Below are 24,473 nucleotides of genomic sequence, written 5' to 3' on the forward strand. Positions count from 1 at the left end.
GCCGGTTCCGGTCCGTGTCGGCGATGGTGGTCGGAGGACGCTCATGACGGCGGCCGCCCGTCCGGGCCCGGACGCCACATGTCGAAGCGCAGATCCTCGTCGATCGCGAAGTACGTGCTGGGACCGCCGCCGCGCACCACCGGTTCGGCCTTCGCGGTCTGGTAGATGCCGCCTGCCAGCAGCGCCTCGGCGATGTGCACGCCGACCACCTCACCGAAGACCACCCGATTCTCGGTGGCGGCACCGCTGGCCGCCTGCAGGATGACGATCTGCGTGAGGCGGCACTCGAAAACCGTACGGGATTCGGCCACGTGGGGGACGCTGACCACGCGCGAGGGTGCGGGGGTGAGACCGGCGAGCTCGAACTCGTCGACCTCCGGCGGCGCGGGAGCCGAGGTCACGTTCATGGCCTCGGCGAGCTCCCGGCTGACCAGGTTCCAGCAGAACTCGCCGGTGGCCTCGATGTTCGTGAGCGTGTCCTTGGTCCCGCTGCTCGAGAAGCCGATGATCGGCGGGGTGTAGCAGAACGCGTTGAAGAAGCTGTATGGCGCGAGGTTGAGGACCCCGTCGGCCGAACGGCTCGAGATCCACCCGATCGGCCGCGGCGCGATGATGGCGTTGAACGGGGAATGCGGGAGCCCGGTCCCGGAGGCCGGCTCGTAGAAGTGCTGCTTCGGGGCGGCCGTGGGCGTCACCGGAGAGTCCCGGAATCTCGGCGCTGCTCCACGGCTGCTCCCTTCCTCGAGAAAGACACTGAGCCACGTCATCGACGATGGCGATGACGTGGCTCAGGGCATTCGGTGGAGCTAGGGGGATTCGAACCCCCGACCTTCTCATTGCGAACGAGACGCGCTACCAACTGCGCCATAGCCCCATGTCGCGTGGCGACCACGACAGATTAGCACTGAGCTGGCCGAGGCGCCGACTCGTCGCGGGACCCTTGACGAGGATCACAGATCCTCCGCCCCGACCATCGGACCTCACCGAGCGGCGAGGCGGGCGTCCTGGACCTGCTGCATCAGCTCGTCGAGCACGTCGATCCGCTCGGGCCCGGTGCACGCGACGTAGGTGGGCTGGAGGTGGTCCGGACGGGCCGCGTCGCCGGTGCCGGGCCAGGTGCGCACCGAGCCGCCTGCGCGGCGCAGGATGTGGAAGCCGGCTGCGATGTCCCAGGAGTTGATGGTGCCCAGCGCGGTGGCGTCGGCCCACCCCGCCGCGACGTAGGCCAGCTCGATCGCTGCCGAGCCGAGATGACGGACGGCCGAGACGTCGAGGGCCATGCGGACGTTCGCCTGCGCGGCCAGCTCCGGCAGTTCCTCGGTGACCCGGTGACCGGGGAACCCGGAGAGCACCAGGGCATCCGCTGCGGGGCGCGTGGAACGCGGCTGGATCGGGACCCCGTCGAGCAGGGCGGGCCCGTCGGCCGCGGAGAAGACCGTCCCGAGGATCGGCAGGTCGATGACGCCGGCGACGAGCTCGTCGTCCACGGCGACGCCGATCGAGATGCAGAACAGCGGCAGTCCGGCGGCGAAGTTGCTGGTGCCGTCGATGGGGTCGACGTAGAAGGTCACGACCGGCCCCTCCGCGGGAGCGTCCTCGACGGGCCGCTCTCCGCCCTCCTCGCCGACGATGCGGCAGGTCGGCAGCAGTCGCCGCAGCTCGGAGACGACGATGTCCTCGCTGGCGCGGTCGTGCACGGTGACGATGTCGTGGCTGGAGGTCTTGTACTCCCGCGCCAGGTGGTTGCGGTCCAGCGAGCGGATGTAATCGGCCGCGAGCGTCGCCGCGGAGCTGGCGATCTCCAGCAGCTGCGAGGGCGCGGGGACGGGCTCTGACGGGGTGCGGGGCGCGGAGGAGATGCTCATCGCGACCAGAATATGTCGCTCCGGACCCGGCGCGCCGCCCCCGTCAGGGGGTGGGACCGTCACGCTCGTCCGCGGCCCCGAGACGTGTGGGCCCGGGGTCGCGCCGGCCGGCGGCAGGAGTCGTATCGATGCGCGGGGCCTGCGAGGTCAGGCGCCGCGGCGCCGTGCGAGGACCTCGTCGAGGCGGAGGTCGAGCGCCGGTGCGAACTCCTCATCGGCCGCTTCGAGCTCCTCGACATCGGCATTCTCGAGCGGCACCGAAGTGGCCTGCATGCTCTGACGGTGAGCGGCATGCCGGGTGGCGAGATCCTCGACCTCGCCGTGCAGGGCGTAGGTGGGGCGCGGGACCGGGCGCGGCGTCCACTCCCCTGCGGCGGCGACATGGTGGGCGGCGCGCTCGGCCACGGCTTCGAGGGGTTCGCGCCGAGCCGGCGCGTCCTGGTCCGGCTGCGAGGTCTCCGGCTTCGTCGGCGAGCTCGTGCCGGCCTCGGCGGCGCGGCGGGCGTTCTCCTGCTCGGCCCGCTGCCGGCGGGCGAGGGTCGCGGCGCGGGTGAGGCGGGCCCTGCGCTCCAGCTCGGCGCGGCGGAGTCCGACCAGATAGGCGGCGAGGCCGATCACGGCGATGGCGGGCACCCACCACGGGGCGACCTGCACGGCCGCGAGAGCGGTCAGGGCCAGTGATCCCAGCAGCAGGACGGTCAGCACGGTCCGCTGGACGCGGCGCGAGCGCGCACGCTCCTCGAGGTGGTCGATGCGGATACCGGGCACGGCGTCGAACCGGGGACGGCTGGTGGGATCGGCAGGGCGCAGGAGCAGACGGTCCTGGGACATGGGGGCATTCACCTCACGGGACGAACGGCGGGAGTGGACGGCTGCGGACAGATCCCGCGCCTCCGAGGTCATCTCGGTGAGTTCAGCTGCGCGGGCGCGCCCCATCACGTCGCGACGGCTCGCGGTGCGCGGGAGGGCATAGGCCACCCACAGCAGCAGCAGCAGGCCGAAGAGCACGGCCCCGAGGTTGATGGACTCCACACCGACACAGTAATGACACCGATGTGATTTCCCTGGTCACGTGGCGGGCGTGTCGCGGGGGAACTCTCTGTGAAGTCGGGCGAGGACCCCACGGCCCTGATCGTCCGTGGCGACTTCATCGGCGGTGAGCGCGAAGACGAGGTGATCCCGCCAGGCCCCGTCGACGTGGATCGCGGAACGGCGCAGCCCTTCCGATCGCAGGTGGAGCTTCTCCACCACGCGCAGGCTCGCCGCGTTGTCGGGCCGCACCGTGACCTCGATACGGTGCAGACCCAGCTCGGCGAAGAGATGGTCGATCACCAGGGCGGCCGCGCGCGGGACCATCCCGTGGCCGGCCTGACCGCGGTCGATCCAATAGCCCAGCACTGCCGAGCGCAGGGCGCCGTACTGGATGGGGCCGGCCGTGATCTGCCCGGCCAGCCGGCCGCGGACGGTGATCGCCAGGGGCAGATGAACCCCCAGCCTGGCCTGCTGCTCGTTCCAGCGGCGCACCGTGGAGAACGGCAGCTGCCGGGCGTCGCGCTCGGGATCGGTGGCGTCCCAGGGGCGCAGCCAGTCGCTGTTGCGCTGACGCAGCCGCTCGAAATCGGAACGGTCGCGCCGCCGCAGGGGGCGCAGCGTCAGCTCCCCATCGCGCAGGGTCAGCGGCCAGACATGAACCATCGCGTCATCGTAGACGCGGCGATGCCTCCGTGCGCAGGTGGTTCACGGAGCCCGTGGAGTCCTGTGGGACTCTGGTGCCATGGGCGCGGACACGGACCCGGACGCGATCATCCGGCGCAAGCGCGAGCTGCGCAGCACGCTGCGAGCCCGCCGCTGGCAGCGCTATGGCGGTGACTCCGGTGCCCGGCGCCGGGAACAGGAGGCGGGACGGCTGCTCGAGCACGCCGCTCCCCTCGTCTCCCGTCTCGAGGCGCAGGCGGCCCACGGCGGCGCCCCACTGGTCGCCGCATACCACCCCACGCCGACCGAGGCCGACGTGATGCCGCTGGCGGGGGCACTCGCCGCCGCGGGCGCCGAGCTGATCTTCCCCGCGGCCGCCGGTCGCGAGCTCGAATGGGTGAGGTGGGACGGCCGCTCCGGCTTCGTCGACTCCCCCGGTCGCGGCTTCGGGAAGGAGCCCACCGGTGCCCGGCTCGGACCGGGGGCCCTGGCGGGCGCGGCCCTCGTGCTGCTCCCGGCCGTGGCGGTGGACCGATCCGGGACCCGGATCGGTCACGGCGCCGGGTACTACGACCGCGCGCTGACCGCCGTCCGCGAGGACACACCGGTGGTGGCCGTCGTCCACCCCGACGAGCTGCTGGAGGCCGGGACCCTGCCGCGCGCCGCCCACGACGTCCCTGTGCCCGCGGTGCTCACGGCCGACGGTCTCGTCTGGCTGGTCACGAACGACGCGTCCTGAGCACCTCGGGCACGTCGGCGGCCGTAGAATCATTCCGGCCGCGTCGCCCGCGGCCGCGTTGCGACGAACATCCCGGAGGATTCCGCGTGCCTACCTATGTCTACGCCTGCAAGAGCTGCGGGCATCGCTTCGAGAAGTACCAGAGCTTCAGCGAGTCCTCGCTGGTAACCTGCCCCGAGTGCACGCAGGATGCGCTGCGCAAGGTCTTCGACTCGGTGGGCATCGTCTTCAAGGGCTCCGGCTTCTACTCCACCGACTCCGCGAAGTCGGAGACGGCCTCGGTCGAGTCCGGCAAGGGCGGGTCCGCTTCCGGATCGGCGTCGACCGAGTCGGGCGCGAGCGGTTCCGGGGATTCCGGGGCCGGCAGCTCCGGCGACTCCGGCACCTCGGCCTCCACGCCGGCTGCCGCCTCGGCTGCGCCGGCATCCTGACGGTCTGGCGTGCTGACGTCCTGACGGGGCTCCGCCCCTCCGAAGGGGCCTCCATGCCCTGATGTGCTCGCGGACGGTTCGACGGCGCGCGATGGTTCCTCCCCAGCGCGCCGTCGTCCACCGTGAAAGGCCGGCCTCGGATCGGACTCCGGTTCCGGCCTAGCGTCGAGGCCATGCTCACACGGTTCCGCGCTCATCTGCCCGCTTGGCGACGTGCACTGCGCAGGCGCCGCCGCACCCTGATGGTGCTCGCCGTCGCTCTGCTGGCCGCCACCTCGGTGCCCACCCTGCTGCCGCCCGCCTCCCAGGGGACACCGGTGGTGATCGCCGGCGCGGACCTCCCCGCGGGCACGGTCCTGGAACCAGGACACCTGCGCACCGTGCGCGTCGCCGCCGAACTCGTCCCCGACGGAACCGCGCAGTCCCCCGCGGAGGTGCTCGGCCAGGAGACCGCTCTCGCCGTCCCCTCGGGGACTCCGATCCTGTCCGGGCTGCTGGACGGGGGCGCCGCGGCGATCCCGGAGGGTTCCTCCCTGCTGGCGGTTCCGGTTCCCGCTGTGCTGACGCCCCATCTCGGTCCTGGGTCCGAGATCGAGGTGCTCACCTCGTCTCCCGTGACCGCCGGCACGACAGCCACACCGGCCCGCGTCGTCGAGCTCTCCGAGGACGGGGAGGGAGAGGCTGCCGTGCTCGATGCGGGGTCAGCGGGGCAGGCGTACGTGCTCGTCGCCGTCGACCGGAGCCGAACCGCCGAGCTCGCGCGCGCGATCGGCGAGGGAGCGGTGACGATCTCGATCATCGGCTAGAGTCCCGATGAGTCCGCTCTGTCGACTCTCCCCGTCCCACTCCTCAGTAAGGATGACCCATGAAGGGCTTCAAGGACTTCATCATGCAGGGCAACGTCATCGATCTCGCGGTCGGTGTCGTGATCGGCGGTGCGTTCACCGCCCTGATCGGTGCGTTCGTGGAATACCTGATCCAGCCCGTGATCAACGTGTTCGGCGGCAGCGGGAACACCAACGGTCTCGCCTGGCAGATCACCAACGAGGCGACGGTGGTCAACTTCGGCGCCATCATCTCCGCGATCATCGCCTTCCTGATCACCGCAGCCGTGGTGTACTTCGTCTTCGTCCTGCCCATGACGCAGGCCCGCAAGTTCGACCGCAAGCGCCGCGGCCTCCCGGTGGAGGAGGAGACCACCGCGCCGGAGGACGTCCAGCTGCTGACCGAGATCCGCGACCTGCTCCAGGCCCAGGCCGGCGGCACCGCCCGGCCCGGCACCACCCCGCCCCAGATCTGAGGACCTCGCACCCCTGAGTAAGAACACCGGTGCTGCGGCACCACACTCCCGTGACGCGGGGCGGACCCGAGCGGCCCCGCCCCGCGTCGATCATGTGGATCCCCCCGCGCGGGGAACCGAGCCGGACTCCTCCTGCGAATCCCTGCCGGATCCCGCCATCGACATGGTGACCGGGTGGTTCAGCCGTGAGGGGCGCGACCTCCCGTGGCGCCACGAGCACGTCTCGGCGTGGGCCATCCTCGTCTCCGAGGTGATGCTCCAGCAGACCCCGGTGGTGCGTGTGCTCCCCCGCTGGCGCGACTGGATCGAGCAGTGGCCCACTCCGGCCGACCTCGCCGATGCGCCGACGGCCGAGGTGCTGCAGCGCTGGGACCGGCTCGGGTATCCGCGGCGAGCCCTGCGCCTGCAGGAATGCGCGCGGGCGATCGTGCGAGAGCACGGCGGAGAGGTCCCGCGCGGAGAGGATGCTCTGCGCGCACTGCCCGGCATCGGTGAGTACACCGCCGCCGCGATCACCGCCTTCGCCCATCATGAGCGGGCCGTGGTGGTCGATACCAACATCCGGCGGGTGCTGGCGCGCGCGGTCCAGGGCAAGGCTCTGCCGGCACCGTCGTACAGCGCTGCCGAACGCGCGCTCGCGACGCGCACCCTCCCCCTCGAGCGTCGACGGTCCGTGCAGTGGAACCGAGCGGTCATGGAACTCGGGGCGCTGGTGTGCACTGCCCGTTCCCCGCGCTGCGAGCAGTGTCCGCTGGCCGGGGCCGGATGCGCGTGGTTCGCCGCAGGCCGGCCCGCCACCGAGGACGGCGCGCGGCGCCGGCAGGCCTTCGAGGGCACCGACCGGCAGATGCGAGGCCAGATCATGGCCGTGCTGAGGCGAGACGGCGACGCGACACGGTCCACTTTGCTGGCTCTGGATACCGCCGACGCCGCACGGGTCGAACGCTGCGCGAACTCCCTGGTGGCCGACGGGCTCGCCGTGCGTCAGCAGGACGGGCTGCGCCTGCCCTGACGTGCAGCTGTCGGCATCTGCCCAGCCGACTACTCGGGCCTGGCCCGCCCGTCCAGCTGCTTGATCATGCGCGTATTGCCGAGCGTGTTCGGCTTGACCCGCGCGAGGTCCAGGAACTCGGCGATGCCTTCGTCGGGCGAGCGCAGGAGCTGGTTGTAGATCTCCGGGTCGACGTCCTCGGACATCACCTCGAAGCCGTGCCGGGAGAAGAACTCCACCTCGAAGGTCAGGCAGAACACGCGGCTCAGCCCCAGCTCCGTCGCCCGCTCCAGCAGTGCGAGCAGCATCCGATGGCCCAGCCCGGTGCCGCGCTGATCATCACGCACCGCGAGGGTGCGGACCTCGGCGAGGTCCTCCCACATGACGTGCAACGCGCCGCACCCGACGACATCGCCCTCCTCGTCGACGGCGACCAGGAACTCCTGGACCGCTTCGTAGTAGGAGACCAGGTCCTTGCCGAGCAGGATGCCCGTATGCGTCATCGGTTCGACGAGGCGGTTGATGCCCCGCACGTCCGCAGGAAGCGCGGGCCGGATACTGACGCTCACGACGGTCTGTCCTCTTCTCGGGCGGGAACTCTGGCGGGGTCCTCGGATCCCGGGGAGTCGCGGGAAGCTCCGGGGTCGCGCGGATCTGCGGAGCCGAGGGCATCCGGTGAGTCGCTGGGAGCTGCGTTGTCGCCGGGGTCCGGTGAGTCCGTGAGGGCTGGGGAGTCGCGGCGATCGGTGGCCTGCTCGGGATCGGTGTCCTCGTCCGTCCCCGCGGCGTCACCGGAGTCGTCGTCCTCCCCGACCCGGTCACGCACGGCATCACCGCGACGTTCCGCGCGTCGGTCCAGCACCCGGTGAACCGTGTTGATCGCTCGCTCCACGACCAGGGCGAGCACCCCGGCGGCCACCAGGGCCACGGTGATCGCCATCAGATGATTGTCCTCGAACCACGAGCCGGCCACCACGCCGATCGCACAGGAGTAGACCGCCCACACGAACGTGGACAGCAGTGAGCGCGGCCAGAACTTGCGGTGGGGGTAGTGCACCGCCCCGGCCACCAGGTTCACGGCGGTGCGGCCGAAGGGGATGTAGCGGGCGGTCATGAGGAACAGCAGAGCGCGCCGCTGCAGGCCGCGGTCGGCGGCGTCCACCGCGCGTCGGCCCTTGCCCTCGCGCAGGAACCTGAAGCGCTCCCAGCCGACCTTGTTCCCAAGCAGGTACCCCAGGTTGTCGCCGCTCCAGGCACCGAGCCAGGCGGCCAAGCCGATGAGGATGATCGAGGGCCTGCCCGAGCTCGCCCACAGCGAGGACAGCGTCACGATGGTCGATTCGCTGGGCACGGTCGGGAAGAACCCGTCGAGGGCGGCGAAGGCGTAGACGACCAGGTGGACCCACCACGCGTCCGCGACGGCGAGGATCCATTCCTCGATCTGCCCCGACAGGGACAGCAGCCAGTCGATGAATCCGCCCATGCGTCCTCTCCGTCCGCTGCCTCTGCTGGGGGCCCGGCGTCACCGCGCGGGCTCGTCGCCGCACGGGATGGGGCGAACCGCTCCCGATCGGCCGGAGATACGGCGGAGCGGGAGCGGTTCGTGAGCGGCCGGCCTCATGGAGGCCGGCCGACGTCGAGGGGCCGGCCCCGCCGCTGGGCGGGGCCGGCCCGATCAGGAGGCGCTGGCCTCCGCGTTGTCGTCCTCAGGGGCGCCCGCATTGTCGGGGCGGGCCAGATCCTCGGCCCTGGCCTGGGTCATCGACTCCACATCGATGTCCTCCGTGATCGGCTCCAGGGTGCCGTCGGCTCCGCGGCGGTTGAAGGTCAGCTCGCCGAGCAGCCCCTCGCCTTCGGAGTCGACCACGATCGTGTCGCCGACGTGGACCTGCCCGAAGAGGATCTTCTCCGAGAGGGCATCCTCGATGTCTCGCTGGATCGTCCGGCGCAGCGGCCGGGCACCGAGGACCGGGTCGTAGCCCTTGTCCGCGAGCAGCTTCTTGGCTCCCTCGGTGAGCTCGATCGTCATGTCCTTCTCGGCCAGGCGAGCCTCCAGCTTGGCGATCATCAGATCGACGATCTGGACGATCTCGTCCGGGGACAGCTGCGGGAAGACCACGACGTCGTCGACACGGTTGAGGAACTCCGGCTTGAAGTGCTGCTTGAGCTCCTCGTGGACCTTCGACTTCATCCGGTCGTAGTCGGTGTTCAGATCGCCGCCGGCGCTGAAGCCCATGGACACGCCCTTGGCGATGTCCCGGGTCCCGAGGTTGGTGGTCATGATGATCACGGTGTTCTTGAAGTCGACGATGCGACCCTGGGAATCCGTGAGGCGACCGTCCTCGAGGATCTGCAGCAGCGAGTTGAAGATGTCCACGTGGGCCTTCTCCACCTCGTCGAACAGCACCACGGAGAACGGCTTGCGGCGCACCTTCTCGGTGAGCTGACCGCCCTCGTCGTAGCCGACGTAGCCGGGGGGCGAGCCGAACAGGCGCGAGGCGGTGTGCTTCTCGCCGAACTCCGACATGTCCAGCTGGATGAGGGCGTCGTCGTCGCCGAAGAGGAACTCGGCGAGCGCCTTGGCCAGCTCCGTCTTGCCGACGCCCGTGGGGCCGGCGAAGATGAACGAGCCGCCGGGGCGCTTGGGATCCTTGAGCCCGGCACGGGTACGACGGATCGCCTGGGACATGGCCTTGATGGCCTCGTCCTGACCGATGACCCGCTTGTGCAGCTCGTCCTCCATGTGGAGCAGCCTGGAGGACTCCTCCTCGGTGAGCTTCACGATCGGGATGCCGGTCGCGGCCGCCAGCACCTCGGCGATGACCTCCTCGCCGACGGTGGTGACGACGTCGGACTCACCGTGGCGCCATGCCTGTTCCTTCTCGTCGCGCTCGGACTTCAGCTGCTGCTCGGTGTCCCGGAGGGAGGCGGCGAGCTCGAAGTCCTGCTCGTCGATCGCCTCCTCCTTCTTCTTACGGGTCTCCTCGATCTTCGCGTCGAACTCCTTGAGCTCGGGCGGCGCGGTCAGGCGACGGATCCGCAGGCGGGCACCGGCCTCGTCGATCAGGTCGATCGCCTTGTCCGGCAGGAACCGGTCGTTGACGTACCGGTCGGCGAGATTGGCGGCGGCCACCAGAGCGGCATCGGTGATCGTCACCTTGTGGTGTGCCTCGTAGCGGTCGCGCAGGCCCTTGAGGATCTCCACCGTGAGCGCGACCGAGGGCTGATCCACCTGGATCGGCTGGAAGCGGCGCTCGAGCGCGGCGTCCTTCTCGATGTGCTTGCGATACTCCTCCAGGGTGGTCGCCCCGATGGTCTGCAGCTCGCCACGGGCGAGCATGGGCTTGAGGATGCTGGCGGCGTCTATCGCGCCCTCGGCGGCACCTGCTCCCACGAGGGTGTGGATCTCGTCGATGAACAGGATGATGTCGCCGCGGGTGCGGATCTCCTTGAGCACCTTCTTCAGGCGCTCCTCGAAGTCACCGCGGTACCTCGAGCCCGCGACCAGCGAGCCGAGGTCGAGGGTGTAGAGCTGCTTGTCCTTGAGCGTCTCGGGGACGTCGCCGGCGACGATCGCCTCGGCCAGCCCCTCGACGACGGCGGTCTTGCCGACGCCGGGCTCGCCGATCAGCACGGGGTTGTTCTTGGTGCGGCGCGAGAGCACCTGCATGACCCGCTCGGCCTCCTTGTCCCGGCCGATGACCGGGTCGAGGTTGCCGTCGCGCGCGGCCTGGGTGAGGTTGCGGCCGAACTGGTCCAGCACGAGCGACCCGGAGGGCTGGCCCTCGGAGGGGCCGCCGGCGGTGGCCGGCTCCTTGCCCTGGTAGCCGGACAGGCGCTCGATGACCTCCTGGCGCACGGCCGACGGTTCGGCCTTGAGGCGGGAGAGCACCTTGACGGCGGTGCCCTCGCCCTCGCGCAGCAGGCCGAGCAGGATGTGCTCGGTGCCGATGTAGTTGTGGCCCAGCTGCAGCGCCTCGCGGAGGCTCAGCTCGAGCACCTTCTTCGCGCGGGGCGTGAAGGGGATGTGCCCGCTGGGGGTCTGGTTGCCTTCCCCGATGATGTCGCGAACCTGCTCGCGCACGGCATCGAGGGTCACGCCGAGGGCCTCGAGCGCCTTGGCGCCCACTCCCTCGGCTTCGTGGATGAGTCCCAGCAGGATGTGCTCGGTGCCGATGTAGTTGTGGTTCAGCAGCCGGGCCTCGTCCTGTGCCAGGACGACGACGCGACGGGCGCGATCGGTGAAGCGTTCGAACATGGTCCTCCCCCGTCCGGTGGTGGTGTTGCATCGAGACTACGCGCGTTCGCCGCGGATTCCCCGCCTGTTCGCCGCGGGCGTGATGCGGGAGGGGCCCGATCGCCTGCGGAGCGGGAACGGCACAGTCCGACCCCGTGGTCGGATGAGCCGTCCTGGGAGGATGCCGGCCCGTAGCATGATCATCCGACCTGTCCGTCCTCATCGTCAGGAGCACGCCATGGGAGCCATCGTCGGCGGAATCATCCTCTTCATCCTCGGCGCGATCGCGAGATTCGCTCTGGAGTTCGACCTGCCGGGCCTGGACTCGGCGATGCTCGGCACGATCCTCATGGTAGGCGGCGCCGTGCTGTTCGTCGTCGGCCTGCTGCTGATGCTGCGCTCGCGCAAGACCGTGGTCAACACCGAGAGCGGGCCGGGACGCACCGTCTCCGAGCGCCGGGATCCCCCGCCCACCGCCTGAGCCACCCTGAGGTGCTCCGCGCCGGCGACTGCTCCGCACTCGCGATCAGCGCCTCGGCTAGCATCAGGATCACCGTGACCGGCACGAACACCGACCGGTCCGAGCGAGGAGTGGAGCGCTATGGCGGCACCGCATGCCGTGACGGACCGGGCTATCGATGCGATCAAGCAGATGATCATCGAGGGCGAGCTGGGCCCGGCCGATCGCCTGCCGCCCGAGAAGGAGCTGGCCGAGCGGATCGGGGTGAGCCGCAACTCCCTGCGCGAGGCGGTGAAAGCCCTCTCGGTGATCCGGGTGCTGGACGTGCGTCAGGGCGACGGCACCTACGTCAGCTCGCTGGCCCCGAACCTGCTGGTCGAGTCGCTGGGTTTCGTCCTGGATCTGCACCAGGGCTCCGCGGAGGGCAAGATCCTCGAAGTGCGGCGCCTGCTGGAGCCGACTGCGGTGGAGCAGGCGTGCCCGCATCTCAGTGAGCACGACGTCGAACGGCTCGAACAGCTGATGGTCGACCTCTCCGAGCAGTCCTCGGTCCAGGAGCTCGTCCAGGCGGACATCGACTTCCATCAGCTCATCGCCAGCCGCTGCCCCAACGCTTACCTGTCCTCCATGCTGGAGGGGCTCGCGAGCGCCACCGCGCGGGCCCGGGTCTGGCGCGGCCTGACCGAGGATTCGGCCGTCGAGCGCACCCTCGCCGAGCATCGCCGGATCCTCGATGCGCTGAAGGCCGGCCGCGGAGATCTGGCACGCGTCCATGCCGCGGCCCACATCGCCGGGGTCGAGAGCTGGATCCTCAAAGGCGCAGCGCTCGACTGACTCGACGGGGACGCCCCGATCCACCGGAGCGCCGCCGGCCGCATCCCGGCAGGCCTGTTCGCGACGTCAGACGTCGTGACCAGGACGGATGCTCAGATCTCCCAGACCTCTCAGACCTCGCAGACCTTTCAGGGCCGTGCGTGCTCCAGCCGCCGGTAGACGCGAGCGGCGGTTCCGCTCCGGATCTCCTGGCGCTGGTCCGCTCCGAGCTCTGCGATCAGAGCCAGCAGGTCCGCCGTGCCCGATCCCAGGTCGAAGGCGGCCGGTGCGATCGGCCAGTCGCTGCCGAACATCAGTCGCTGCGGCCCGAACGCCTCCACGGCGGTCTCGACGGCCCAGCGCAGCTGCCGGGGCCGGCGCGATCCGGTCCCGCTGGTGGACAGTCCCGACAGCTTCGCCACGGCCGACGGGTGGGCGGCCAGATCGCGCAGGCCGCTTTCCCACTGCCCCATCGCCCGGTGGTCGCCGAGAGGAGGCTTGCCCAGGTGGTCGAGGACCACCGTCAGCCCGTCGACCTCCCCCACCACACGGGCGGCCTGGTCCAGGTGCCGCGGGAAGGCATCGGGGATGTCCAGCGGCAGCCCGCGCCCCGCGAGCAGAGCCAGGCTCTCGCGCACCTCGGGACGGTCGAGGAACCCGGGGTCGGGATCGTCATGGACCAGGTGCCGCACCCCGACGATCCGGTCCATCGCCTCCGCGTCGGCGAGCAGCTCCGCGGTCCGCGACGGATCCGCCAGCGGCAGCCAGGCCACGACGTCGGCCCGGACCACGGGACTGGGATCCTGCTCAATCCGGGCCGCTGCCCTCTGCAGGGCGCAGGTGTCGGCGAGGGTGTCGTCGGCCTGGACCAGGACGACACGGTCCACGCCGAGCCGGGCGTGCTGCGGGGCGGCCTCCTCCCAGCGGGCATCGCGGCGCAAGGGTTCCGGCGCGGTGTCCAGCCAGCCGTACCCTCCCCTCGAGAGGTCCCACAGGTGCAGGTGGGCATCGGTGATCCCCTCAGCCATCGATCGCCTGCCAGAGCTCCTCGGGGATCTCGCGCGCCATCCGCTCGAGGTTCTGCCGCACCTGGTCTCCGGTGCGCATCCCCAGGACGACAGAGCTGATCGCCGGGTGGCGCAGCGGATACCGCAGGGCGAGGTCGGGCAGTTCGACCCCGTGCCTCCGCGCCAGGGCGGCCAGCTGACGGGCTCGCTCGAGGAGCTCGACGGGGGCGCCGGCGTATTCGTACCGGGCATCCTCCGCCACCTGGGGCCGCGAGAGGATGCCCGAATTGAACACGGACACGGCGACCACCTCGACGCCGTGCTCGAGGCACGCGGGCAGCAGTTCGCGCGCGGCGGGCTGTTCGAGCAGGGTGTAGCGGCCGGACAGCATGATCACGTCGACCATGCCGGTGCGCACGGCACGCGTCAGCACATCGACGTCCTTCGAGCCGACGCCCACCTGAGTGACCAGTCCCTCCTCGCGCATGGCGACCAGGGTGGGCAGGGCGTCGGCGAAGGCCTGCTCGGTGGGACCTTCCTCGGGGTCATGGAGATAGAGGATGTCCACCGCGTCCAGGCCGAGTCGTTCCACGGAGTCGGCGTGGCTGCGCCGGATGCCGGTCTCGCTCATGTCCCAGCGGCGCACGTGGTGGTCGGGGACGGCGAACCCGTGGGCGCTGTCGTCCCCGGTGCCGGGCCCCGGCTCGAGCAGCCGCCCGACCTTCGTCGAGAGCAGGTATTCCTCGCGCGGGTACTCCGCGAGCAGCGCGCCCAGTCGCCGTTCCGAGGTGCCCAGGCCGTAGTGGGGCGCGGTGTCGAACAGGCGGATGCCGCCGTCCCACGCCGCCTGCACGGCACCGGCGGCTTCCTCGTCGCTGGTCTCCCGGTAGAGGTTGCCGAGCTGGGCGGCGCCGAAGCCGAGGGCGGGGAGCCGGGGCGCGCTCACGGCCGCGTCCCCGTGCCGGGCAGGGACCACACGTGCTCGATGCCCGTGTCGTCCCCCGCGTAGGAATCGGCGACCTCGAGGAACTGGTTGATGTGCTCCTGCCAGCGTTGGTTGGCGGGAGAGGCCGCCAGCATCTGGCGCATCGCGCGGTAGTCCTCCACCTCGACGAGGTGGAAGAGGTCGCGGCCGTCGCGCCAGATGCGCCAGGAGTGCACTCCGGCTCGGCGCAGCACCGGGTCGAGGTCCTCGGGGATCTCCTGATGCTCGCGGACGTAGTCCGCCTCGTGGCCGGGTGCGATACGGGTGTGCAGGGCGATGGTCTCCATCTCGCTCACTCCTTCGCGCTGTCCGCCCGGGCCGGCGACTCCTCGAGCCACAGCTCGACGACGGGCACCAGCACGTCGGGGCGCCGGATCGGCAGGGTCAGCGTCGCGACGTCCTCGCCGATCCCGCCGATCGTGGTGTTCCACGCGGCCTGGCCCGGGTCGATCGTGCTCACGGCCACCTCGGACCCGTCGTGCAGGAACCGTGCGAATCGCACCCGGCCGGCCAGCCCCCGCAGATGCACGTGCTGCATGGGCCACACGGCCAGATGGACGTAGAGTCGATCCCCGCGCTGGGTCAGGAACGCGCCCGGCGGCGCCTCGATCCCCTCGGCCGGGCCCGCGCCATGGATGGAGTCGGCATGCACGTCCATCCAGTCCGCCAGCCCCGCGAGGATCTCGCGGTCCGGCGGGGAGACGGCGCCGCGCCCGTCCGGGCCGACGTTCAACAGCAGATTGCCGCCCTTGGCGACGGAATCGACCAGCATCCGCACCAGCAGGTCCGGGCTCTTGTGATCGAGGTTGTCGCGGTCGTAGCCCCAGCTGCCGTTGGTGGTCTGGCAGGCCTCCCAGCGCACCGGGCTGCCGTCGGCCCCGGTCATCGGGGCGACCGGCTGATACTGCTCGGGGGTGACGAGGTCGCCGGGGATGCCGAGGCGGTCGTTGACCACGCACGTCGGCTGGAGCTCGCGGACCATCCCCAGCAGCGTGTCGGCGTCCCAGTCCTCGGGTCCCTTGCCGTGGGGGCCGGGGTCGGTGAAGTCGAAGAAGAGGTAGTCGATGGTCCCGTAGTTCGTCAGCAGCTCCCGGACCTGGGCGTGGAGGTACTCGCGATACCCAGCCATATTGCGCTCGGCATTCAGTGCGTCGACGTCGGGCCGATCCCGCAGCGGATGGTTGTGGTCGATGGTGAAGTCCGGGTGGGCCCAGTCCAGCAGCGAATAGTAGAAGCCGACGTGGAGGCCTTCGGCGCGCATCGCGTCGACGAACTCGCGCACCAGGTCGCGCCCGCAGACGGCCGGGGCGGAGTAGTCGGTGTGCTGGGAGTCGAACAGGCAGAATCCCTCGTGGTGCTTGGTGGTCAGGACCGCATACCGCATGCCTGCCTGCCGGGCGCGCCCGGCGAGCTCGGCCGCGTCGAACCGGTCGGGGTCGAAGACCTCCGCGTAGCGTCCGTAGTCCTCGAGGGTGCGCTTCTCGCGGGTCATCGACCATTCGTGGCGCGCGGGGACGGCATACAGCCCGAAGTGGACGAAGAGACCGAAGCGCGCCTGGTCGAACCAGCCGTGGGGGTCCGCGTCGGCCTGCGGCGAGGCGGATGGGTCAGGCGTGGGCGACATGGGCGGGATCCTTCCAGACGGGGCCGTCCGGGAACAGGTGCTCGCGGACGGAGGACTCGTGCATGCGGGCTCCGGAGCCGGCGGCGTCGGGGGCGCGATACGAGCCGTCCTCGATCCTGACCGGGTCCTCGAAATGTTCGTGCAGGTGGTGGACGTACTCGATGACGCGGTCCGGGCGCTCCCCCGCGACAGCCGCTGCGTCGAAGAAGGCGTAGTGCTGGACGAGCTCGCACAGGCCGACGCCACCGCCGTGCGGGCAGACGGGGACACCGAACTTCGCGGCCAGCAGCAGGATCGCCACGTTCTCGTTGACTCCTCCGACACGCGCGGCATCGAGCTGGAGGACATCGACAGCGCCCGCCTGCAGCAGCTGTTTGGCGATGATCCGGTTGTGCATCTGTTCGCCGGTGGCGACCTTCACAGGCGACACCGCCCGACGGATCGCGGCATGGGCCAGCACATCATCAGGGCTGGTGGGCTCCTCGATCCAGGCCGGTCCCTCCGGCGCCAGGCGCTGCAGCCAGGCCACCGCCTCCTCGACGTCCCAGCGCTGGTTGGCATCCAGGGCGATCGGATACCCCGGCCCCAGTTCCTCGCGAGCGATCCTGAGCCGGCGGGCATCGTCCTCCACGTCGCCGCCGACCTTCAGCTTGACCATGCCGAAGCCCTCAGCACGCGCCTCCCGCAGCAGGCGCACGAGCTTCTCGTCGCTGTAGCCGAGCCACCCCGGAGAGGTGGTGTACGCAGGGATGCCGACCGCCCGGAGAGCGGCGATCCGCGCGGTCTTGCCCGGCTGCGCGCGACGAAGCAGCTCCAGCGCCTCCTGGCGGGTCAGGGCATCGGAGAGGTAACGGAAGTCGACGAGATCCACGATCTCCTCCGGCGAGAGCTGCGCCAGCAGCAGCCACAGCGGTACGCCCTCGCGCCGGGCCCGCAGATCCCACGCAGCGTTGACCACGGCACCGATCGCCATGTGCATGACGCCCTTCTCCGGGCCGAGCCAGCGCAGCTGGGAGTCGCCGACGAGCTCGCGGGAGAAGCCGCCGAGGTCCGACAGGAGAGCCTCGACGTCGCGCCCGACGACATGATCCGCCAGGGCCCGGATAGCGGCGCACTGGACGTCGTTGCCGCGTCCGATCGTGAACACGAGGGCGTAGCCGGCATTCCCATCGCTGGTCACCAGCTCCAGGTATGCCGCCGAGTAGTCCGGGTCCGGGTTCATGGCGTCGGAGCCGTCGAGGTCGCGCGACGTGGGGAAGCGGACGTCGTGGACCTGCAGCTCGGTGATGGTGGGCATCGTCTACCTCGAATCACGCCGTGGGAAATTGACCCACTCCTCCGATGTTTGAGGCGACGGTACGGATTGCGGGCGCGATCCACAAGCCGGACACCTCGGTGGTGGACGCTTTTCTGCGTGCCGCCGTGCAGAGAACGCCCGACAGCCATCCGATCTCTCCACACCGTGTGGCCGCCCTCCACGCCTCCGGAGATCCGATGATCACGCGAACTCCTGGACCGACCCGTCCGGATGCGCACGGGCGTCGCCAGGCCCGTCAGCTCGACATCGCTCCGAGGCAGAGCACGCGGCTCCGCCGGTCCATCACGACCAAGAGATGAGCGGCGTGTCACACGGAGCGATAGCCTGCACCGCATGACCGTTTCCCGAACCCCGTCGGACCGTGCCGGGACCCCGGCCTGGGCCACGCGATTGATCGAGGCGATCGAGCGCATCTACCTGGTGCTGCGCGTGAACCTGGTGTGGATCGCCCTGAGCCTGGCCGGTCTCGTCGTCCTCGGTGTGGCCCCGGCCAGCGTGGCCGCCTCCGATGCCTTCATCGCCGCTCGCCACGGGGCGAAGGTCCGCGTCCTGGCCACGATGTGGCCGAGCTTCCGTGAGCATCTGGTCACCGCCAACGTGCGCATGCTTCCGCTGATGGTGGTCCAGGCCGGCTCGGTGGCGATGCTCTGGATCGTGGCCGGAGGTGCGGTGGAGACGCCGATGATGAGCGCCGGGCTCGGGAGTCTCGCCGCGGTCAGCGCCGCCTGGTCCACGGCGAGTGTCGCCACGATCATGTCCACGCCGCGGGTGCGCCGGCAGGATCCCTTCGTGGCGTGGCGGCTGGCGCTGCTGCTGCCCGGAGCGATGCCGGTGCGGGTAATCGGCCTGACCCTCGGCCTCATCGTCTGGATGGTGCTGTGCTCCCTGGTATGGCCGGTGGCCGTGCTACTGGGAGCCGCGGCGGCGATCGACCTTGCCACGAGCCTGCTGAGCCGGAAGGTCGAGCTGCTGCTCGAGGAGATCGAGAACAACCGCGCCGCCGCATCGTGACGTCTCCGCCCTCGAGGCGGAGCGCTGTGGATGCGTTCGCGTCCTACCCCGCCGCGCGGGATACCCTGGCGGTACGGCCGCCCGGTGTCGCGCGAGTGATCGCGCCGCACGCCGTCGGGCGGCCCCGTGCGAGCTGGAACGGAGAGACATGGCTGACCTGGATGTGACCCGTGCGGACGTGGTGCTGATCGGCGGTGGCGTCGCCAGTGCCACCCTCGCCGCGATGCTCACCGAGCTGGAGCCCGAGTGGGACCTCGTGGTCCTCGAGAAGCTGGACACCCTCGGGGCGGAGTCCAGCGACGCCTGGAACAACGCCGGCACCGGCCACAGTGCGCTCTGCGAGCTGAACTACACCCCGCAGGACGTGGACGGCTCGGTCAGCCCGGCCAAGGCGATCTCCATCAACGAGCAGTTCCAGGTCTCCCGCCAGTTCTGGGCCCACCTGGTCGAGAACGACCGTATCGGCGACCCGTCGGACTTCATCCACTCCGTGCCGCACATGAGCTTCGTGCACGGTCTCGACAATGTCGACTATCTCCGCCGCCGCCACGAGGCCCTGGTCGCCAGCCCCCTGTTCGACCGCATGGAGTTCACCACCGAGCACGCCCAGCTGGCCGAGTGGGCACCACTGGTCTCGCAGGGCCGCCCGGTCACCGAGACCATCGCCGCGACCTACTCCCCCGACGGCACCGACGTCGACTTCGGCGCCCTGAGCCGTCAGCTGCTGGACTTCGCCGGACGCGTCGGCACCACCGTCTCGACCGGTTCCGAGGTCATCGACCTGCGCCGGTTGGGTGAGGACTGGGGCGTCATGGTCCGCGATACGGCCGACGGGACGATCCGCGTGGTGCGCGCACCCCGCGTCTTCGTCGGCGCCGGCGGCAACGCGCTGCCGCTGCTGCAGAAGTCCGGGATCGACGAGATCCGCGGCTTCGGCGGGTTCCCCATCTCCGGGCAGTGGCTGCGCTGCACCGATCCCGAGATCATCGACCGTCACGAGGCCAAGGTGTACGGCAAGGCCGCCGTCGGCGCCCCGCCGATGAGCGTCCCCCACCTCGATACCCGGTACGTCGCAGGGCAGCGCTCACTGATGTTCGGTCCCTACGCCGGCTGGTCCCCGAAGTTCCTGAAGTCCGGCCGGTACACGGACCTGTTCGCGTCGATCAAGCCCTCCAACGTCACGCAGATGATGGCGGTGGCCCCGCCGAACCTGGATCTGATGATGTACCTCGCCTCCCAGCTCGTGGCCACCCGTCACCAGCGGTTCGAGGCGCTGCGGGAGTACATGCCCTCGGCGCGGGAGTCGGACTGGGAGGAGGTCACCGCCGGACAGCGGGTCCAGGTGATCGCACCGGACCGCGACAAGCACGGCGTCCTCCAGTTCGGCACTCAGCTGATCACCGCCGCCGACGGGTCCATCGGCGGCATGCTCGGCGCGTCCCCGGGGGCGTCGACCGCCACCAGCATCATGCTGAACGTCCTCGAGCGCATGTACCCCGACCGCATCGACGCCTGGCGCCCGACCATCACCCAGATGGTCCCGAGCTGGGGCACGAAACTCTCGGACGACCCCGAGACGGCGCACCGGACGTTGGAGCGCACGGCGGCCTCCCTGGGCCTCGAGCACCCCTGACAGCGGCGCCGGGGACCGGCCCGATGAACCCCGGGACGGCCGCCGGCACCGCAGATGCACGAACACGACGCACGAACCCACCATTCGAGAACCCACGAACTCCGAAGGCGCGAACCCGCGGTCCGACGGGCGCGAGACGACGAAGGAAGAAGGACGCCGGATGCGCATATCACTCATGACCACGTGCCTGGTGGATGTGATGACCCCCGACGTCGCCCGCTCCACCGTGCTCCTGCTCGAACGGCTGGGGCACGAGGTGGTCTTCGACAAGCGCCAGACCTGCTGCGGCCAGATGCACACCAACTCCGGGTACTACTCGGAGGCGGCGCCGGTGGTGCGCAGCTTCGTGGACACCTTCGAACCCGCCCTGGACTCCATCGACGCGATCGTGATGCCGTCCGGCTCCTGCGCGGGCTGCGTGCGCGAGCAGCACCAGCTGGTCGCCCAGCACGAGGAGGACGACGAGCTCGAACAGCGCGTCCAGGCCGTGGCGGCGAAGACCTATGAGCTCTCCCAGCTGCTGGTGGACGTGCTCAAGGTGACCGACGTCGGCGCCTACTTCCCCCACAGCGTCACCTACCACCCCACCTGCCACTCGATGCGCTTCCTCAAGGTGGGCCCGCGCCCGCTGAAGCTGCTGCGCGCGGTCGAGGGCATCGAGGTGAAGAACCTTCCCGAGTCCGACACCTGCTGCGGCTTCGGCGGCACCTTCTCGGTGAAGAACGACGCCACCTCCGACGCGATGGTCACCGACAAGGCCGCCAATGTCGTCTCCACGGGTGCGGAGTACGTCGTCGCGGGGGACGCCTCCTGCCTGATGAACATCGGCGGCAAGCTCCGCCGCACCGACGCCGCGCCACGGGCGATCCACCTCGCACAGATCCTCGCCTCCACCCGGGAGGATCCCTTCATCCCGTCCGAGACCATTCTGGGGAGGGCTTCATGAGCACCGTCGACCTGGGGATTCCGTCCGTCCGCCCGCAGCACGCCTCACCGTCCTCGAACCTGCGCGGTGATCGCTCCTTCCCTGCCGCGGCCCGGGACGACCTCGCCGATGAGACCCTGCGGGGGAACCTCCGCCACGCCACCTCCACCATCACCACCAAGCGCGCCGCGGCGGTGCGGGAGGTGCGCGACTGGCAGAAGCTGCGGGACGCCGGCAGCGCCCTGAAGTGGCAGGTCACCGACCATCTCCCGGAGCTTCTCGAGCAGCTCGAGGAGTCCGTGACCGCTGCGGGCGGGGTGGTCCATTGGGCCCGCGACGCCGACGAGGCCGGAGAGATCGTCACCTCTCTCGCCCTCGAGCGCGGCGCCGAGGAGGTGCTCAAGGTCAAGTCGATGGCCACCCAGGAGATCGGCCTGAATGAGACCCTCGAGCACGCCGGGATCCGCGCCATCGAATCCGATCTCGCCGAGCTCATCGTGCAGCTGGCCGGTGACACCCCCAGTCACATCCTGGTCCCGGCGATCCACCGCAACCGCGCACAGATCCGCGAGATCTTCCTCGAGGCGATGCCGGACCTGGAGGAGTCCATCACCGACGACCCGGCCGAGCTGGCCGAGGCATCCCGCCGCTTCCTGCGGGAGAAGTTCCTGGACATGCCCGGCTCGGTGGCGATCTCCGGCGCGAACTTCGCCGTCGCCGAGACCGGCACCATGGTCGTCGTCGAGTCCGAGGGCAACGGGCGCATGTGCCTGACCCTGCCCAAGACCCTCATCTCCGTGGTGGGCATCGAGAAGATCGTGCCCACCTTCGAGGACCTCGAGGTGTTCCTGCAGCTGCTGCCCCGATCCTCCACCGGGGAACGGATGAACCCGTACACGACCCTGTTCACCGGGGTCACCGAGGGGGACGGACCCGAGGAGTTCCACCTGGTGCTGCTGGACAACGGCCGCAGCGCCGTGCTCGAGGACCCGGAGGGCCGCAGCGCCCTGCACTGCATCCGCTGCTCCGCATGCTTGAACGTGTGCCCCGTCTACGCCCGCTCGGGCGGCCACGCCTACGGGTCGACGTACCCCGGTCCGATCGGGGCGATCCTCTCGCCGCAGATGACCGGGATGGGCGACGCGGACGATCCCAGCACCTCGCTCCCCTACGCCTCGAGCCTCTGCGGGGCCTGCTACGACGTGTGCCCCGTCAAGATCGACATCCCCAAGATCCTCGTGCATCTGCGGGCGGAGGACGTCGACCAGCGCCGCGATACGAAGGGCCAGTTCCGGGGCACCTGGGACGTGGCGATGAAGGGAGCCGGTGCCCTGATGTCCTCCCCGCGGGCGTACGACGCCGCCGTGCGCTCGGCCGGACCGCTGACCAAGCTGATGCCCGGCGCCAACATCGGCAAGCTGCCCGGCATCGTTCCCTTGATGCCGGGCTGGACCGATCACCGCGACCTGCCCAAGCCCGGGAAGTCCTTCCGCAGCTGGTGGGACGAGCACCAGAAGGAGACGGCGTCACGGACGGCCGATGGAGCTGCCGGCGACGGAGACGCCGAGGAACCCGGCGGAGCCGGGCAGACATCGCAGACCGGCACCGAGGGCGAGGAGCGAGCATGAACGCCTGGGCCGACGAGCGTCCCGTGCGCACGCGCGGGATGAGCGCCAAGGAGGAGATCCTGGCCCGGGTCCGCTCCGCCCTGGCGGTCCCCCGCCGGGACGAGGTCACCGATGCCGAGGACGTCCCTCGCGCGTATCAGCGCGCCGATGACAAGCAGGAGGTCTCCACCGACCCGGCCAAGATCCGCGACGTGCTGGTCCAGCGCCTCGAGGACTACACCGCGATCGTCCACCGCACGACGGCAGCCGGGGCGCCCGCCGTCATCGCCGAGGCCGTCGGCGAGGCCAGGCAGGTCATCGCACCGCCCGGGGTACCGGAGAGCTGGACCCGGGAGCTGGGCACTGCGGTCCTCCTCGACGACGGCAGCGCCTCGCCGCACGAGCTCGACGCGATCGACGCCGTGCTCACCGGTTGCCACACGGCGATCGCCCTGACCGGCACGATCGTGCTGCGCGCCGACGAGCTCGGCGGGCGCCGCGCGGTCACGCTGATCCCCGACCACCATGTCGTGGTGGTCGAGGCGGAGCAGGTGGTGCTCGGAGTGCCCAAGGGCATCGAACGCATGAACACCGATCCGCGTGCCGCCTGGACCATGGTCTCCGGCCCCAGTGCCACCAGCGACATCGAGCTGGACCGGGTCGAAGGCGTCCATGGCCCCCGCCGCCTCGAGGTCGTCCTCATCGAACCGGAACCAGAACCAGAGCCCGAGAACGAGACCGAGACCGAGTCCCGGAACGATCAGGAGAAGACAGCATGAGCGATCCCGTGGCCGAGACCACCGCCGGCACCGGCATCCCCCCGCAGAATGCGCCCCGCGACCGCGGCGACCTCTTCACCCTCAGCGCCGGCACCTACCAGGCGCAGGTCTCCACGGTGGGAGCGATCGTCGAGTCGCTGAGCATCGCGGGACGCGACCTCCTGGTGCGCAACCCCGAGCAGGGGCCGATGCAGCACTTCCGGGGCGGGATCGTCGCCCCCTGGCCGAACCGGATCGGGGACGGGAAGTACACCTGGGACGGCCAGGAGATCCAGGCCGCCCTCACCGAGCCCGAACGCGGCAACGCCCTGCACGGACTGATCGCCTTCCACCCCTTCACTGCCGCGACCGTCGCGGAGGACGAGGTCATCCTGCGCGGCGAGCTGTTCCCGTCCACGGGCTATCCGTTCCATCTGCTGCTGACCGTCCGCCACGCACTCGACGCCGAGACGGGACTGACCACCACCGTGACCGCACGCAACATCGGCCACGCCGATGCTCCGTACGGGGTATGCCCGCACCCCTATCTCGTCGCCGGCCCGGAGCCGCTGGATACGTGGTCGCTGCACTTCGAGGCGGCGACCGTTCTCACCGTCACCGAGGACCGGCTGCTGCCCACCGGTACGGCGCCCGTCGCCGACGGCAGCGAATTCGACTTCCGCGCTCCGCGGGTCATCGGCGACCTGTTCATCGACCATGCCTTCACCGACCTCGGCCGCGACGCCGACGGCCGGCTGCGCGTCAGCGTCTCCGCGCCCGGCGGAACCGGCGTCGAGCTGACGGCGGGCGAGGAGTGCGGTTGGCTGCAGGTGCACACCGCCGATCGTCCGGAACCGGAGAACAACCGGGTCGGGCTCGCGGTCGAGCCGATGACCTGCCCGCCCGACGCATTCCGCAGCGGCGTCGACGTGGTGCGTCTGAGTCCGGACCAGGAGTTCTCGGCCTCGTGGTCGATTCGGGGCTGGTGAGTACGCCCGGTCGGGACAGGCACATGCTGCGGCGAGCATGAGAAGGACCCGTCGCCCTGAGGGCGACGGGTCCTTCTCTCACCGG

At 70.4% G+C, this 24,473-nt stretch carries 25 protein-coding genes and 1 tRNA gene; 13 read left to right on the top strand and 13 right to left on the bottom strand.

The genetic code is table 11. The features are described 5' to 3' along the window. Positions 1-41 precede the first annotated feature (41 nt). The 5 genes from AC5020_RS10545 to AC5020_RS10565 all read right to left on the bottom strand — a co-directional run bounded on the left by AC5020_RS10545 (position 42) and on the right by AC5020_RS10565 (position 3,560). Positions 42-695, bottom strand: a complete 654-nt coding sequence (locus AC5020_RS10545) for a flavin reductase family protein (RefSeq protein WP_464988248.1) — start codon at positions 693-695, stop codon at positions 42-44. Between the two features lie 106 nt (positions 696-801). Continuing rightward, a tRNA-Ala gene (locus tag AC5020_RS10550) sits at positions 802-874 on the bottom strand. Between the two features lie 106 nt (positions 875-980). Further along, positions 981-1,865 (bottom strand): inositol monophosphatase family protein, encoded by an 885-nt coding sequence (locus tag AC5020_RS10555; RefSeq protein ID WP_464988249.1) that lies wholly within the window; start codon positions 1,863-1,865, stop codon positions 981-983. 147 nt (positions 1,866-2,012) lie between these two features. Beyond that, positions 2,013-2,897, bottom strand: a complete 885-nt coding sequence (locus AC5020_RS10560; RefSeq protein ID WP_464988250.1) for a hypothetical protein — start codon at positions 2,895-2,897, stop codon at positions 2,013-2,015. Positions 2,898-2,933: 36 nt separating this feature from the next. Next, complete coding sequence (locus AC5020_RS10565) at positions 2,934-3,560, bottom strand: GNAT family N-acetyltransferase (RefSeq protein ID WP_377019264.1); 627 nt, start codon at positions 3,558-3,560, stop codon at positions 2,934-2,936. 79 nt (positions 3,561-3,639) lie between these two features. On the opposite strand from AC5020_RS10565, the gene AC5020_RS10570 reads away from it, so the two are divergent. From AC5020_RS10570 to AC5020_RS10590, 5 genes are all read left to right on the top strand, one after another. Further along, positions 3,640-4,299 (top strand): 5-formyltetrahydrofolate cyclo-ligase, encoded by a 660-nt coding sequence (locus AC5020_RS10570; protein ID WP_464988251.1) that lies wholly within the window; start codon positions 3,640-3,642, stop codon positions 4,297-4,299. Between the two features lie 86 nt (positions 4,300-4,385). Then, complete coding sequence (locus AC5020_RS10575; protein WP_377019262.1) at positions 4,386-4,730, top strand: FmdB family zinc ribbon protein; 345 nt, start codon at positions 4,386-4,388, stop codon at positions 4,728-4,730. Positions 4,731-4,903: 173 nt separating this feature from the next. Next, positions 4,904-5,536 (top strand): SAF domain-containing protein, encoded by a 633-nt coding sequence (locus AC5020_RS10580; RefSeq protein WP_464988252.1) that lies wholly within the window; start codon positions 4,904-4,906, stop codon positions 5,534-5,536. A gap of 59 nt (positions 5,537-5,595) precedes the next feature. Beyond that, positions 5,596-6,030, top strand: a complete 435-nt coding sequence (gene mscL, locus AC5020_RS10585) for a large conductance mechanosensitive channel protein MscL (RefSeq protein WP_377019259.1) — start codon at positions 5,596-5,598, stop codon at positions 6,028-6,030. Between the two features lie 163 nt (positions 6,031-6,193). Beyond that, positions 6,194-7,042 (top strand): HhH-GPD family protein, encoded by an 849-nt coding sequence (locus AC5020_RS10590; protein WP_377019272.1) that lies wholly within the window; start codon positions 6,194-6,196, stop codon positions 7,040-7,042. A 29-nt stretch (positions 7,043-7,071) separates the two neighbouring features. On the opposite strand, the gene AC5020_RS10595 is transcribed toward AC5020_RS10590, so the two are convergent. From AC5020_RS10595 to AC5020_RS10605, 3 genes are all read right to left on the bottom strand, one after another. Beyond that, positions 7,072-7,590: an amino-acid N-acetyltransferase gene (locus AC5020_RS10595; RefSeq protein ID WP_377019258.1), complete on the bottom strand. Its 519-nt coding sequence runs from the start codon at positions 7,588-7,590 to the stop codon at positions 7,072-7,074. Beyond that, positions 7,587-8,504, bottom strand: a complete 918-nt coding sequence (locus tag AC5020_RS10600; protein ID WP_377019257.1) for a DedA family protein — start codon at positions 8,502-8,504, stop codon at positions 7,587-7,589. The genes AC5020_RS10595 and AC5020_RS10600 overlap by 4 nt, the downstream gene beginning before the upstream one ends. A gap of 192 nt (positions 8,505-8,696) precedes the next feature. Further along, complete coding sequence (locus AC5020_RS10605; protein WP_464988254.1) at positions 8,697-11,279, bottom strand: ATP-dependent Clp protease ATP-binding subunit; 2,583 nt, start codon at positions 11,277-11,279, stop codon at positions 8,697-8,699. Between the two features lie 217 nt (positions 11,280-11,496). On the opposite strand from AC5020_RS10605, the gene AC5020_RS10610 reads away from it, so the two are divergent. Next, the gene (locus AC5020_RS10610) at positions 11,497-11,739 is read left to right on the top strand and encodes a DUF6458 family protein (protein WP_377019255.1); all 243 of its coding nucleotides are present in this window, start codon (positions 11,497-11,499) and stop codon (positions 11,737-11,739) included. Positions 11,740-11,859: 120 nt separating this feature from the next. Further along, on the top strand, positions 11,860-12,552 hold the full coding sequence (locus AC5020_RS10615) for a FadR/GntR family transcriptional regulator (protein WP_377019254.1): 693 nt from the start codon (positions 11,860-11,862) through the stop codon (positions 12,550-12,552). Positions 12,553-12,680: 128 nt separating this feature from the next. Here AC5020_RS10615 and AC5020_RS10620 read toward each other — a convergent pair whose 3' ends face one another. Genes AC5020_RS10620 through AC5020_RS10640 form a run of 5 tightly spaced genes read right to left on the bottom strand, consistent with a single transcriptional unit; the run spans position 12,681 to position 17,444 of the window. Next, positions 12,681-13,559 (bottom strand): amidohydrolase family protein, encoded by an 879-nt coding sequence (locus tag AC5020_RS10620; protein ID WP_464988255.1) that lies wholly within the window; start codon positions 13,557-13,559, stop codon positions 12,681-12,683. Then, the gene (locus AC5020_RS10625; RefSeq protein WP_464988256.1) at positions 13,552-14,484 is read right to left on the bottom strand and encodes an aldo/keto reductase; all 933 of its coding nucleotides are present in this window, start codon (positions 14,482-14,484) and stop codon (positions 13,552-13,554) included. Before AC5020_RS10625 ends, AC5020_RS10620 begins: the two co-directional genes overlap by 8 nt. Beyond that, positions 14,481-14,810: an L-rhamnose mutarotase gene (locus AC5020_RS10630; protein ID WP_464988257.1), complete on the bottom strand. Its 330-nt coding sequence runs from the start codon at positions 14,808-14,810 to the stop codon at positions 14,481-14,483. Before AC5020_RS10630 ends, AC5020_RS10625 begins: the two co-directional genes overlap by 4 nt. A 5-nt stretch (positions 14,811-14,815) precedes the next feature. Continuing rightward, a complete protein-coding gene (locus AC5020_RS10635) occupies positions 14,816-16,147 on the bottom strand; it encodes an alpha-L-fucosidase (RefSeq protein WP_464988258.1) in 1,332 nt (443 codons plus the stop codon). Then, a complete protein-coding gene (locus AC5020_RS10640; protein ID WP_464988259.1) occupies positions 16,131-17,444 on the bottom strand; it encodes an enolase C-terminal domain-like protein in 1,314 nt (437 codons plus the stop codon). The genes AC5020_RS10635 and AC5020_RS10640 overlap by 17 nt, the downstream gene beginning before the upstream one ends. A 354-nt stretch (positions 17,445-17,798) precedes the next feature. Between AC5020_RS10640 and AC5020_RS10645 the strand changes: the two genes are divergently transcribed. The 6 genes from AC5020_RS10645 (at position 17,799) to AC5020_RS10670 (ending at position 24,388) form a co-directional block, all read left to right on the top strand. Continuing rightward, positions 17,799-18,476 carry a DUF624 domain-containing protein gene (locus tag AC5020_RS10645; protein ID WP_464988260.1) on the top strand — a complete coding sequence of 226 codons (678 nt, stop codon included), beginning with the start codon at positions 17,799-17,801 and terminating at the stop codon, positions 18,474-18,476. 148 nt (positions 18,477-18,624) lie between these two features. Then, entirely contained in the window at positions 18,625-20,109 is a 1,485-nt protein-coding gene (locus tag AC5020_RS10650) for a malate:quinone oxidoreductase (RefSeq protein ID WP_377019239.1), read from the top strand. A gap of 160 nt (positions 20,110-20,269) precedes the next feature. After that, positions 20,270-21,055: a (Fe-S)-binding protein gene (locus AC5020_RS10655; RefSeq protein WP_377019238.1), complete on the top strand. Its 786-nt coding sequence runs from the start codon at positions 20,270-20,272 to the stop codon at positions 21,053-21,055. Further along, positions 21,052-22,662, top strand: a complete 1,611-nt coding sequence (locus AC5020_RS10660; protein WP_464988261.1) for a lactate utilization protein B — start codon at positions 21,052-21,054, stop codon at positions 22,660-22,662. Before AC5020_RS10655 ends, AC5020_RS10660 begins: the two co-directional genes overlap by 4 nt. Then, positions 22,659-23,420: a LutC/YkgG family protein gene (locus AC5020_RS10665; protein ID WP_464988262.1), complete on the top strand. Its 762-nt coding sequence runs from the start codon at positions 22,659-22,661 to the stop codon at positions 23,418-23,420. The genes AC5020_RS10660 and AC5020_RS10665 overlap by 4 nt, the downstream gene beginning before the upstream one ends. Further along, positions 23,417-24,388 carry an aldose 1-epimerase family protein gene (locus AC5020_RS10670; RefSeq protein ID WP_464988263.1) on the top strand — a complete coding sequence of 324 codons (972 nt, stop codon included), beginning with the start codon at positions 23,417-23,419 and terminating at the stop codon, positions 24,386-24,388. Before AC5020_RS10665 ends, AC5020_RS10670 begins: the two co-directional genes overlap by 4 nt. Positions 24,389-24,473: the final 85 nt, after the last annotated feature.

It is taken from the genome of Brachybacterium sp. SYSU DS0246 (assembly GCF_059391765.1).

What these genes read in the sequence shown, in the direction of transcription:
- AC5020_RS10555 (WP_464988249.1), bottom strand. Translation starts at nt 1,865, where the DNA reads ATGAGCATCTCCTCCGCGCCCCGCACCCCGTCAGAGCCCGTCCCCGCG.
- AC5020_RS10565 (WP_377019264.1), bottom strand. Translation starts at nt 3,560, where the DNA reads ATGGTTCATGTCTGGCCGCTGACCCTGCGCGATGGGGAGCTGACGCTG.
- AC5020_RS10570 (WP_464988251.1), top strand. Translation starts at nt 3,640, where the DNA reads ATGGGCGCGGACACGGACCCGGACGCGATCATCCGGCGCAAGCGCGAG.
- AC5020_RS10580 (WP_464988252.1), top strand. Translation starts at nt 4,904, where the DNA reads ATGCTCACACGGTTCCGCGCTCATCTGCCCGCTTGGCGACGTGCACTG.
- mscL (WP_377019259.1), top strand. Translation starts at nt 5,596, where the DNA reads ATGAAGGGCTTCAAGGACTTCATCATGCAGGGCAACGTCATCGATCTC.
- AC5020_RS10590 (WP_377019272.1), top strand. Translation starts at nt 6,194, where the DNA reads ATGGTGACCGGGTGGTTCAGCCGTGAGGGGCGCGACCTCCCGTGGCGC.
- AC5020_RS10600 (WP_377019257.1), bottom strand. Translation starts at nt 8,504, where the DNA reads ATGGGCGGATTCATCGACTGGCTGCTGTCCCTGTCGGGGCAGATCGAG.
- AC5020_RS10605 (WP_464988254.1), bottom strand. Translation starts at nt 11,279, where the DNA reads ATGTTCGAACGCTTCACCGATCGCGCCCGTCGCGTCGTCGTCCTGGCA.
- AC5020_RS10610 (WP_377019255.1), top strand. Translation starts at nt 11,497, where the DNA reads ATGGGAGCCATCGTCGGCGGAATCATCCTCTTCATCCTCGGCGCGATC.
- AC5020_RS10615 (WP_377019254.1), top strand. Translation starts at nt 11,860, where the DNA reads ATGGCGGCACCGCATGCCGTGACGGACCGGGCTATCGATGCGATCAAG.
- AC5020_RS10620 (WP_464988255.1), bottom strand. Translation starts at nt 13,559, where the DNA reads ATGGCTGAGGGGATCACCGATGCCCACCTGCACCTGTGGGACCTCTCG.
- AC5020_RS10630 (WP_464988257.1), bottom strand. Translation starts at nt 14,810, where the DNA reads ATGGAGACCATCGCCCTGCACACCCGTATCGCACCCGGCCACGAGGCG.
- AC5020_RS10635 (WP_464988258.1), bottom strand. Translation starts at nt 16,147, where the DNA reads ATGTCGCCCACGCCTGACCCATCCGCCTCGCCGCAGGCCGACGCGGAC.
- AC5020_RS10640 (WP_464988259.1), bottom strand. Translation starts at nt 17,444, where the DNA reads ATGCCCACCATCACCGAGCTGCAGGTCCACGACGTCCGCTTCCCCACG.
- AC5020_RS10645 (WP_464988260.1), top strand. Translation starts at nt 17,799, where the DNA reads ATGACCGTTTCCCGAACCCCGTCGGACCGTGCCGGGACCCCGGCCTGG.
- AC5020_RS10650 (WP_377019239.1), top strand. Translation starts at nt 18,625, where the DNA reads ATGGCTGACCTGGATGTGACCCGTGCGGACGTGGTGCTGATCGGCGGT.
- AC5020_RS10655 (WP_377019238.1), top strand. Translation starts at nt 20,270, where the DNA reads ATGCGCATATCACTCATGACCACGTGCCTGGTGGATGTGATGACCCCC.
- AC5020_RS10660 (WP_464988261.1), top strand. Translation starts at nt 21,052, where the DNA reads ATGAGCACCGTCGACCTGGGGATTCCGTCCGTCCGCCCGCAGCACGCC.
- AC5020_RS10665 (WP_464988262.1), top strand. Translation starts at nt 22,659, where the DNA reads ATGAACGCCTGGGCCGACGAGCGTCCCGTGCGCACGCGCGGGATGAGC.
- AC5020_RS10670 (WP_464988263.1), top strand. Translation starts at nt 23,417, where the DNA reads ATGAGCGATCCCGTGGCCGAGACCACCGCCGGCACCGGCATCCCCCCG.